At 40.9% G+C, this 10,330-nt stretch carries 11 protein-coding genes; 8 read left to right on the top strand and 3 right to left on the bottom strand.

Annotated elements, in window-relative coordinates:
• The first annotated feature begins 3 nt into the window (after positions 1 to 3).
• From AUO94_RS07035 to AUO94_RS07020, 4 genes are all read left to right on the top strand, one after another.
• Entirely contained in the window at positions 4 to 2,391 is a 2,388-nt protein-coding gene (locus AUO94_RS07035; protein WP_058386979.1) for a glycogen/starch/alpha-glucan phosphorylase, read from the top strand.
• 19 nt (positions 2,392 to 2,410) lie between these two features.
• Positions 2,411 to 3,220 (top strand): SDR family oxidoreductase, encoded by an 810-nt coding sequence (locus AUO94_RS07030; protein ID WP_058386554.1) that lies wholly within the window; start codon positions 2,411 to 2,413, stop codon positions 3,218 to 3,220.
• Between the two features lie 92 nt (positions 3,221 to 3,312).
• Positions 3,313 to 4,443 carry an MBL fold metallo-hydrolase gene (locus AUO94_RS07025; protein ID WP_058386553.1) on the top strand — a complete coding sequence of 377 codons (1,131 nt, stop codon included), beginning with the start codon at positions 3,313 to 3,315 and terminating at the stop codon, positions 4,441 to 4,443.
• Positions 4,444 to 4,447: 4 nt separating this feature from the next.
• Complete coding sequence (locus tag AUO94_RS07020) at positions 4,448 to 4,708, top strand: DUF3006 domain-containing protein (RefSeq protein WP_058386552.1); 261 nt, start codon at positions 4,448 to 4,450, stop codon at positions 4,706 to 4,708.
• 500 nt (positions 4,709 to 5,208) lie between these two features.
• On the opposite strand, the gene AUO94_RS07015 is transcribed toward AUO94_RS07020, so the two are convergent.
• From AUO94_RS07015 to AUO94_RS07005, 3 genes are all read right to left on the bottom strand, one after another.
• Positions 5,209 to 5,508 (bottom strand): DUF3219 family protein, encoded by a 300-nt coding sequence (locus AUO94_RS07015; protein ID WP_058386551.1) that lies wholly within the window; start codon positions 5,506 to 5,508, stop codon positions 5,209 to 5,211.
• 18 nt (positions 5,509 to 5,526) lie between these two features.
• Positions 5,527 to 6,582 (bottom strand): YkvI family membrane protein, encoded by a 1,056-nt coding sequence (locus AUO94_RS07010; RefSeq protein ID WP_058386550.1) that lies wholly within the window; start codon positions 6,580 to 6,582, stop codon positions 5,527 to 5,529.
• A 227-nt stretch (positions 6,583 to 6,809) separates the two neighbouring features.
• Positions 6,810 to 7,139 carry a YflT domain-containing protein gene (locus AUO94_RS07005; RefSeq protein WP_058386549.1) on the bottom strand — a complete coding sequence of 110 codons (330 nt, stop codon included), beginning with the start codon at positions 7,137 to 7,139 and terminating at the stop codon, positions 6,810 to 6,812.
• Positions 7,140 to 7,261: 122 nt separating this feature from the next.
• On the opposite strand from AUO94_RS07005, the gene AUO94_RS07000 reads away from it, so the two are divergent.
• From AUO94_RS07000 to AUO94_RS06985, 4 genes are all read left to right on the top strand, one after another.
• Positions 7,262 to 7,996: an MBL fold metallo-hydrolase gene (locus AUO94_RS07000; protein ID WP_058386548.1), complete on the top strand. Its 735-nt coding sequence runs from the start codon at positions 7,262 to 7,264 to the stop codon at positions 7,994 to 7,996.
• Positions 7,997 to 8,094: 98 nt separating this feature from the next.
• A complete protein-coding gene (locus tag AUO94_RS06995; RefSeq protein WP_058386547.1) occupies positions 8,095 to 9,117 on the top strand; it encodes an LLM class flavin-dependent oxidoreductase in 1,023 nt (340 codons plus the stop codon).
• A gap of 114 nt (positions 9,118 to 9,231) precedes the next feature.
• Positions 9,232 to 9,873: an NAD(P)-dependent oxidoreductase gene (locus tag AUO94_RS06990; RefSeq protein WP_058386546.1), complete on the top strand. Its 642-nt coding sequence runs from the start codon at positions 9,232 to 9,234 to the stop codon at positions 9,871 to 9,873.
• A 166-nt stretch (positions 9,874 to 10,039) separates the two neighbouring features.
• Complete coding sequence (locus tag AUO94_RS06985; protein ID WP_058386545.1) at positions 10,040 to 10,309, top strand: hypothetical protein; 270 nt, start codon at positions 10,040 to 10,042, stop codon at positions 10,307 to 10,309.
• Positions 10,310 to 10,330 lie beyond the last annotated feature (21 nt).

Raw genomic sequence — 10,330 nt, 5'->3', positions numbered from 1 at the left:
ATGATGTTTTCTTCTAAAGAAGAGTTCAAAAAAAGCTTTATCACACGAATCGAATCTAAAGATATGAGAAAAACGACGGAGCTAGCTTATGAGATACTGTGGGAAATGACTTGTGAGTGGATCAAAGAGAGTTGGGATCGAACAAACGGGCTGTATAAAGAAAATGATGAAAAACAATTGTACTATTTCTCTATCGAATTTCTGATTGGTCGTGTTTTAGGACAAAACCTTATGAATATAAATGCTTACCACATCGTTAAAGAAGGTCTTGATGAACTGGGCTTTCAACTTTCTGAAGTAGAAGAACTTGAAGTAGAGCCGGGTCTTGGTAATGGCGGGTTAGGAAGATTGGCAGCTTGTTTTATGGATTCGCTGGCTTCTCTTCAATTACCGGGACATGGCTATGGGCTGCGCTATAAAGGGGGGCTATTCACTCAGCATTTCGTCAATGGCTATCAGACAGAACAACCTACGGAATGGATACAAGAAGAGCACAACGCAGATGCTCGTCGTGAAGACCTAGCAATAGACATTCCTTATTATGGAGACGTTCAATTAGTCATGGGGATAGACGGACTAAAGATGAAGGTAGAAAATTCGGAATGGGTCAAAGCAGTACCTTATGATATGCCGATTGTCGGAGCAAATGGGGGGACAGTTAATACACTTCGGTTGTGGCAGGCAGAAGTTTCAAATCTCCCGTTTCCCGGAGATAAAGATTACTTGGTTTATGAACAAGAAACCGCCAAGATCACCGACCGACTTTATCCTGATGATTCTCTAGAATCTGGCAAAATCCTCCGTTTGAAGCAACAATACTTTCTCTGTAGTGCATCACTCCAAGATATCTTGAACAATCGCAGCTTTTCTATGGAGAAACTTCCAGAAAATGTCGCCATTCAAATCAATGATACACATCCAGCTTTGGCCGTTCCAGAATTGATGCGCTTATTGATTGATGATCATCACCTCACTTGGGAACAAGCTTGGGATATTACGACGCGCACTATTTCCTATACAAATCATACGATTTTGGAAGAAGCGATGGAAAAATGGGACAGTCGGCTGATTCAATCTTTACTGCCAAGAGTCTATACGATTATCGAAGAAATCGACAAGCGTTTCAAAGAAAGTCTAGAGACACAAACTATAGACGAAGAAACATTTCGAAAGCTGTCAATTATTGAAAATGGTGTGATTAAAATGGCCGTATTAGCAGTAGTAGGAAGCTATAAAGTAAATGGTGTGGCCAAACTGCACACAGAAATTTTGAAAAAACGAGAAATGAAAGAACTGAACGAACAGTTTCCGAACAAGTTTCACAATAAAACCAATGGCATCGCACATCGAAGGTGGCTCGTTAAAGCCAACCAAGAGTTATCTGGACTAATTACTGAAACAATTGGACCTCGGTGGATTGAAGAGCCTGAACGTTTAAACGAATTGCATTATTTTGCTCAAAATCATTCCTTTCTTCAAGATTTTCAAGCGATTAAAACCTTGAAAAAAGAACAATTACTTTATCATCTTCAACGAAATGAAAATATAATTGTAGATTCAGCTTCTATTTTTGATATCCACATTAAACGTGTTCATGGCTATAAGCGACAGCTAATGAACATCATGCATATTCAAATGCTTTGCGATCGAATTAAACAAGATTCAACGTACCGGCCACATCCACGAACTTTCTTTTTTGGAGGAAAGGCGGCGCCGAGTTATCATTTTGCCAAACAAGTAATTAAAATGATTAATACGGTGGCAGTGAAAGTGAATAATGATCCACTGCTAAGAAAACACCTGTACATTGTCTTTGTCGAAAATTACAATGTCACGCAAGCTGAATACTTAATTCCAGCAGCTGATGTGAGCGAGCAAATATCTACCGCTTCTAAAGAAGCTTCCGGTACGGGCAATATGAAGTTGATGATGAATGGGGCATTGACGATTGGTACCTTGGACGGTGCGAACGTCGAAATATTCGAGCAAGCTGGTCAAGAAAATGCGTTTGTCTTCGGGATGCGTGCTGAAGAGGTTATGCAGTATGAAAAAGAACAATCCTATGATCCGAAAGAAATAATCAATTCAGATCCTGAAATTAAAAAAATGATGAAGCAGTTGGTTGATGGAGAATGGACAGAAGGAAAAGAGAATGTTGATTTTATTGTGGGGCAGCTGTTAGAAGATAGGGACCCTTATTTTGTTTTGAAAGACATTCACAGCTACTCAAATGCACATGAACGAATTTTGGCAGCTTATGCGAATCCAGTAAAATGGGCTGAAATGTGCGTCAAAAATATCGCTGCTTCCGGTATTTTCTCAAGCGACCGTACCATTCAGCAATATTCGAATGATGTTTGGCATTTAACAAAAATTCCTAGCGTATATTAGTCGGTGAAAGGGTGGAAATATGGCAGATCATCATTTTGATAACACTGATTTAAAAGACTATAAGGCCAGTGGAGCACTCGTTGGAAAAGTTGCAATTGTTACAGGTGGCAGTAGTGGTATCGGTCAAGCAGTAGCAATCGCTTACGCCAAGGAAGGCGCTAAGGTGGTTATCGGTTATCTAGGAGACGATGAAGGTGCTCAAAAAACCATCACATTAATTGAAAGTTATGGGGGCAAAGTGAAAGCGTTAAGCGGTGATTTAGGGAAATCAGCGAATTGTGATGAGTTGGTCCAGTTTACTTTAGCGGAATTTGGCCAAGTGGATATAGTGGTCAATAACGCAGGTTACCAATATCCTCAAACTTCACCACTTGATATTACAGATGAACAACTACTTAAAACTTTTGAAATCAAAGCCTTTGCTATGTTTTATTTGACGAGAGCGGCGCTTCCGCATTTAAAAAGAGGTTCACGAATTATCAATACCGCATCCATCAACGCTTACCGGGGACATTCGGATTTGATTGATTATGCAGGAGCAAATGGCGCGATGGTTGCGATGACGCGGTCGCTGGCAAGACGGTTAGTGCGCGAAGAAATTGCAGTGAATGGCATCGCACCAGGGCCCATCTGGACACCGCTAATTACAAAAACTTTCGGTGATTTAAATCCAAATGTCGCTGATGATTTTGGTGAAGATGTTCCAGCTGGACGTCCAGGGCAGCCGTACGAATTGGTGAAGGCCTATGTTTTTTTGGCAGATCCGCAAAATTCATATATGACAGGTCAATTTTTGCATATGAATGGTGGCGACTATATGTCTACGTAAATAGAAGAAAGCAGGGCAAGAGACGTTTCTTGTCCTGCTTTTTCATTTCTGTTTTCATATGCTAAAATTTAGTGGAGAACAGGAGTGAGTTTTTGAAAAAAACAGTAGTGTCCTTCCTAGTAATTTTAATGTTACTGTTGCTGTCAGCTTGCAACAAAGCAGCTGAGCAACCAAAAGACGAAGCAGTGAATAATGAGGAGCAGCAAGAGAACGATAAAGATAAAGTAGAACAGCCTGTCCTAAACGAAGATGTTGCAGAAACCTTGAGTGTACATTATATAGATGTTGGCCAAGGCGATGCCACACTAGTAGAATTTGAAGGGTTTTTGATGTTGATTGACGCGGGCCATTGGAAATCAACCCAAGTAGTAGATTACTTGAAGCAGCAAGGCATCAAAGAAATTGATATTGTGGTGGGTACTCATCCGGATGCCGATCATATTGGTCAACTGGCACAAGTAATCGGAGAATTTGAGGTTGGAGAAGTGTGGATGTCCGGTAATACGAGTAGCTCTAATACATTTACAAATGCGCTGCAAGCTATTGAAGCAAGTGATACAGCGTATGATGAGCCGAAAACAGGTGACATTTTTGATGTGGGCTCTTTGCAAATTGAAGTGCTACATCCAAAAGAACTTACCGGTGCAGCAAACGAGGAATCCATTTCATTAAGAATCACCTATGGGGATGTCGATTTTGTTTTTACAGGAGATGCGGGCATTACAGAAGAACAACAAATGATTGACAGTGGTATCGAGTTAAATGCGGAAATTTTGCGTTTAGGACACCACGGTTCCAATACATCAACCAGTGCGGCTTTTTTGAAGGCAGTTAATCCTGACGTTGCAATTTATAGTGCAGGAGCCGATAACTCTTATGGACATCCGCATGCAGAAGTAATTGCAGCTGTAGAAAATGCGGGAGCAGAAGTCTACGGGACAGATGTCAACGGCACGATTGTGGTGGAAACAGACGGTAAATCCTATCGTGTGAAAACGCAGAAGAAAGGCGTTCCCACTGAAGGAGAAAATCGGTGTATCGATTTGAATATTGCTTCTTCAGCGGAATTGCAGGAGATATCGGGAATTGGCGATGCTTATGCAAAGGCAATTATCGAGCAACGACCGTTTGAAAGCGTGGAAGAATTAATTGATATTAAAGGAATTGGGCAAGGGACGCTGGAGGTTATTCAGGAACAGGGCCTGGCTTGCATAGGAGGGTAATGCGATGAAAGGAATTTTGGACCGTATTGAAGACGGTAGATATGCGGTCATCTTAGTAGAAGCAGAAAAACTTGAATTGATCTTGCCTTTCGATTGTTTGCCCGCAGGAAGCCATATTAATTCTTGGTTCACGATTGATGCAGAAAACAGACAACTTTCTATCATTCTGGATGAAGAAACCTCTCTTATCAAAAATCAACAAACAGAAGAGCTGATGGATCGATTGAGAATGAGAAAAAAAGGAAGCCGTTTCAAAAGAAAGTAAAAAGAAGGGGATGTCTTAAAAGGTCGTAAACAATGGCTTTTTCGGTGCAGCCCCTTTTGTCTGCTAAAGAACAAGCTGATGTCCATTGCGACGAAGCTAGCAAATCTTACAGAAGCATATCTTTGCCTTTCGTCGTCCTTCATTACCATCAGCCATTTTGACTCTAGAAAAAGAGACGAAAACCACTCATTTCTGTAAGAAGACGCAAAATTGATGGAAAAAATGTGCTTGGTCGTGTCAAGCGCAATCGGTCCTTCCTAAAATTATACTTTCAGGAACTCGAAAAAGTACACACCGATTTTAGGATTGTCGCACGGGCTCACAATTTTTTGGAAGTAGCTGGTATCCATCAGCTACTATCTGCATTTTCGGCGGCAATTCAAAAAAACAGACGGAGAAAAAGAAACGCTTTTTCTCCGTCTGTTTTATGTTAGAGGCTTATCGGACAAGCTCCTCTTTGTACTTGTATATAAGTTATAACGGTTTTCTACTTAAGCTATCTAATCTTGTTCCAGCAGTTCTAAATGGTAATCGGCTACTTGATTGGGTTTGTACAAATCGGTAATCGATGTTGAGTAATCGATAATCGATGCATTGAAATCCAATTCTTGAGCTGGAATACGGATTCGCAAATTCAGTTGATATAACAATATTGCAATGTCATGATAGTCTTCACTTGTTACCTTGAAGTCAAAAGAAATTTTTCGTTTGTTTGAGTGAACATTCGAATCCTCCATTAATTCTGCTTTGAAATGAAGAGCTTCTAGTTTAGTATCGTTGATCCAAATAATCGTTTTCATTACTCGCTTCACCTCTAGTTATTGAAGTTTTGTTTTATGCGGTTGTCGAATGTCTGCAACAATCAAAGCGATAACAAGGAACAAACCGAGAAAACCGATGGTCGGATAAAACAGACTAACAAGTTTCGTGAAACCAACAAAGCTCAATACATAAGCGACAAGCCCGACAGCAATGATGAACATGCGAGATTTCATCGTACCCATTTCAACAAAGCGCGCTGAGAATGAAAACAGCATGCTGACAGCGGTGTTGTAGATCATGCCAAAAAGAATGAATGACATGAAGACTCCAAGAATTGGTGATAAATCATCAGCTATTTGCAGTAAAGGCATTTCTGCGCTACCGACAACATCCACTTTGGAGAAAATCGCCAAATGGCTCAAAATAATTAGACCACCTAAAATAAGTCCGCCGATGAGTCCCCCACGTGCTGCGACTTTTTCGTCTTTTTCAGTACCACCCATGACAATGGCCATTGAAGCACCGACAGCTATATTAAATGATACGTAATTTATAGCGGACAGGAACCAGTTGGGTAGAACAGAAGCTTGATCATTAGCGATGGGGTTTAATGATGCAAATGTGGCATCCATCGTCAGTAAACTATAGACCGCTAAAACTACAACGGCAATAATTAAAAATGGTGTAATACTACCAATGATAGCAATGACTTTTTTAACATTCAGCATGATGGTCAAGACGACTAGAATCGCCATGACTGTACTACCAAGTGGAGCTGGCAAATTGAATTGCTGAGAGAAAATAGAGCCTGCTCCGGCAATCATCACGACACCCACTCCAAAAAGAGTCAGAATGATGATGTAATCAACAATCGTACCAATTATTTTTCCGCTAATCCCAAAAATAGCTTCTTTATGTGATGTTGTTTTCATACGACTTCCCAGTCGAGTTAAACTCATTCCTAAATATGCAAATAAAGCAGTTGCTAAGATTGCTGCAATAGTTCCCATATAGCCAAAGCTAGTAAAATACTGAAGAATTTCTTGGCCAGAAGCGAATCCGGCACCGACAATAATGCCGACAAAGGCACTTCCCATTTTTAAACTTTTCATGTTGTTCCCCCTTGATGCTGATTGCTACGGATGTAAGTTTTTTAAAAATTAGAAAATCCTTATCTAAATATAGCAAAAAAATAAAGCCGATACAATAAAAAAGAGAGGTAAAGCGCTGGCTAACTCTATATTAGTAACACTTAAATAGGAGGGAAAAATCAGTGGACATGTTGAATTGGTACATAAAAAAGCATTGCCGATTCGACCGGCAATGCTTTACTAGTGAATTACTTTACGTCTTTATTTGCAATAATAACCAATTTCCCTTTATCAAGCTCTTCTTCATACTGTTCTGCTTCTTGATCAGATAATCCAGCAGCAGCCATCTTCGCGCGAAGCTCGTCGCCTCGTGAAATTGTCATGTTTTTCATGCTGTCGAGGAAGCCTTGTTCTTTCATGCCGACTTCTTCAGTGTCTAGTGCTTTCGAGATGTCCTTGCCACGCTTTTTATCATGCGCAAAGATGTAAATATCTTCATGTGTGTATCCCTGTGCTTCTAGTTTTTCGATTTCTGATTTGGCTTGAAGTGCGTTTTCGACTGTCATTTTTACTGTCAATGTAATCCCTCCAAATAATTTCTAACTTAGTAGTATATATACCACGATGCAAGAGGGGTTAAACAAAAGGATGTGTGACAAATCAGTTATACTGAAAGAAATTGAAGCTAGGGAGTGATTTTTTGAAGATCATACCGATTGGAATTTGGGGAGGCTACCCCAATAAAAATGAAGCGACTTCGGCATTTTTGATTGAACAAGAGGGGTTTCGCTGTTTGGTTGATTGCGGCAGTGGAGTAATAGCAGCCGTACAGAATTACACAGAGTTACGTGAGTTGAATGCTGTAATTATTAGCCATTATCACCCAGATCACATTGCCGATATTGGTGTACTTCAACATGCGGCTATGGTAGGTATGCAGTTAAAGGAATGGCAAACGCCTTTGTTAATTTATGCACATGACAAAGATTCAGAAGAATTTAGCAAGCTTTCCTATAAAGGGGTGACAGAAGGGCGTGCGATACAAGCTTCGGAAACAATGGAACTCGGACCGTGGCAAGTGTCATTTTGTGAAACAGTTCACCCTGTTTATTGCCTAGCTATAAAATTCACTGCAAACGGTCGGACAGCTGTATTTACTGCAGATACCGGCTGGAAGCATGAGTTACTGGATTTTGCTCGAGAAGCTGATCTGTTAGTTGCTGAATCGAATCTCTATGAGAAATACGTCGGTATCATTCAAGGACATTTGAGTGGCAAACAAGCAGGAGAGTTGGCGGAACAGGCAGGGGTTAAGCAACTGCTACTAACACACTTACCTCAATACGGAGACTTAGCCGAGATTTTGCAAGCGGCTAAGTCTAGCTATACTGGCGAAGTTGAGTTTGCAAAGATCGGCAAAAAATATATGATTTGACTCTCAGCTGACATAAGCTAGCAGCAGGCAGATAGTTTGTGTGCTAGCTAGTTTACTTCTATCCTTAAAGCATACGAAAGCTGAAAGGAAGTTTGACGATGACACAACCTATAGATTCGGTTCCAATTTCCGTTCTGGATTTAGTTCCAGTTCGTGAAGGCGGAACGACAAAAGATGCATTAGATGAAATGGTCACGATTGCCCAGTACGTAGAAAAACTAGGATACAGTAGATTCTGGCTTTCTGAGCACCACAATACAGCTACACTAGCAAGTTCTGCTACAGCAATATTGATTTCTAAAGTGCTTGAAAACACCGAATCTATTCAAGTAGGTTCGGGTGGCATTATGCTACCTAACCATACGCCATTGGTTGTCGCAGAGCAATTTGGAACTTTAGAAACGATGCATCCAGGCCGTTTAAACCTCGGTCTTGGCAGAGCACCAGGTACAGACATGCAGACGGCGCATGCGCTCCGCAGAACGACGCAAGAAACGGCATTTGCTTTTCCGCAAGATGTTGTCGAATTGCAAAGCTATTTAAACTCTCTTGAAGAACAAGATCCTGTCCGGGCGCATCCAGGCGTAGGAACGGGAGTACCGATTTACATCTTAGGTTCTAGTACTTCTAGTGCACAGCTTGCAGCACGTCTTGGTCTGCCATACGTATTTGCAGCTCATTTTGCACCGCAACAACTAGAACAAGCCTTACAAATTTACCGCAACGGCTTCCAACCTTCTGAATACTTGGCTGAACCGTATGTGATGGTTTGCGTCAACGTTATCGGAGCTGACTCCAATCAGGAAGCTGAAATTTTATCAACGTCTGCTGATCAATTTTATTTGAATGTCGTAAGAGGTAGTAAGAATTTATTGAAGCCGCCACTTGATACGATGGACGGACAATGGAGTTACCGCGAGGAAATGATGGTGCGGGGAATGTCGCAATACACGTTCAAAGGTGATGAAGAAACGATAAGCGAGCGTTTGGGAACGTTTGTAGCCGACTTGCAGATCGATGAAGTAATTGCGGTTTCTTATATCTACGATCAGGAGAAAAGAAAACGCTCGTTTGAAATTCTCAAACAAGCCGCAAATCGCTTTACTGTTGCTACTGTATAAATTTCCAGTGAACCACTCAATAGCTCGTTGAAGAGTCTGACAAAAATCTGCTAAAGCAGTGCAAACGGATTCTATTGTTTTCTATATAGGGAATAGAGACTGGAGGAGAGGTAAATGAAAATAGGAATTATCGGAGCTACAGGAAAAGCGGGCAATCTGATTTTAAAAGAAACGTTAAAAAGACGTCACGAAGTAACAGCCATCGTCAGAAATTCACAGAAAGTCGAAAACCCAGACGTGTCAGTGATTGAAAAGGACGTCTTCAGTTTAACGGCAGCAGATTTGTCGCCATTCGATGTTGTAGTTAATGCATTTGGTGTTCCACCCGAAAAGGCTAAGCAGCACATTGAAGCTGGAAGAATTTTAATAGAAGCATTGAAAAAAACTCAAGGAACTCGTTTGATCGTAGTGGGAGGCGCCGGTAGTTTGTTCGTTGATGAAGCGCGGACAACTCGCTTGGTTGAAACCCCTGAGTTTCCTGAAGCTTTTAAATCAATCGCGAGAGGACAAGCGCAGAATCTAGCCGATTTAGAAGCGTCAGAGGGAGTTCGGTGGACATTTTTAAGTCCCGCGGCATTTTTCGATCCCGATGGACGCCGTACAGGTCGTTACCAAAAAGGCGACGATGGGTTTATTGTTAACCGTAAAGGCAAAAGCTATATTAGCTATGCTGACTATGCAATTGCCGTAGTTGATGAAATCGAAAGCGGTGAACATGAAAACAAGCGATTTACTGTGGTTTCTGAAAATCATTAATAGCCTGAAAAAGTCGATTTCACGTGAAGTCGGCTTTTTCATTAGTATGAAACTCTTGGAGGATCAAAAGAACTTGCCATGAAATGTTCACGTTCCGTAAAAGAATAGCCTTATGAATCATGTATAATAAGATGAAACTTGAGGTTTAAAGGTGGGAATCAATACAATGGATTTTTTATATTTTCCTGAAGACAAATCGGAATACATCCCTGGGATTATTTCTGTCGTTATTATATTTATTTTGTCCGTGCTGATTGTTCGGTTATTAGTTAAAGCTTCTCGTAAACAAGTGAAACAACTGGAAGAACAAGGTTATCCGGCAGTATATAAAGATGGTTTTGACGCTGGAAAATCAGATCAAGATGTCGTAGATCCACAAGAAGCGGTACGCATAGCGAACGAAAAAAAAGCAGCACATAAAAAAACGAAGTCCTGACAACTGTCAGGACTTCGTTTT

Origin of the sequence: Planococcus kocurii (assembly GCF_001465835.2) — a bacterium.
Taxonomy (GTDB): Bacteria; Bacillota; Bacilli; order Bacillales_A; family Planococcaceae; genus Planococcus; species Planococcus kocurii.
The sequence above is the reverse complement of the archived record's forward strand: the minus strand, read 5'-3'. Positions and strand labels throughout refer to the sequence as shown.

What these genes read in the sequence shown, in the direction of transcription:
- AUO94_RS06990 (WP_058386546.1), top strand. Translation starts at nt 9,232, where the DNA reads ATGAAAATAGGAATTATCGGAGCTACAGGAAAAGCGGGCAATCTGATT.
- AUO94_RS07010 (WP_058386550.1), bottom strand. Translation starts at nt 6,582, where the DNA reads ATGAAAAGTTTAAAAATGGGAAGTGCCTTTGTCGGCATTATTGTCGGT.
- AUO94_RS07030 (WP_058386554.1), top strand. Translation starts at nt 2,411, where the DNA reads ATGGCAGATCATCATTTTGATAACACTGATTTAAAAGACTATAAGGCC.
- AUO94_RS06985 (WP_058386545.1), top strand. Translation starts at nt 10,040, where the DNA reads ATGGATTTTTTATATTTTCCTGAAGACAAATCGGAATACATCCCTGGG.
- AUO94_RS07020 (WP_058386552.1), top strand. Translation starts at nt 4,448, where the DNA reads ATGAAAGGAATTTTGGACCGTATTGAAGACGGTAGATATGCGGTCATC.
- AUO94_RS06995 (WP_058386547.1), top strand. Translation starts at nt 8,095, where the DNA reads ATGACACAACCTATAGATTCGGTTCCAATTTCCGTTCTGGATTTAGTT.
- AUO94_RS07015 (WP_058386551.1), bottom strand. Translation starts at nt 5,508, where the DNA reads ATGAAAACGATTATTTGGATCAACGATACTAAACTAGAAGCTCTTCAT.
- AUO94_RS07035 (WP_058386979.1), top strand. Translation starts at nt 4, where the DNA reads ATGTTTTCTTCTAAAGAAGAGTTCAAAAAAAGCTTTATCACACGAATC.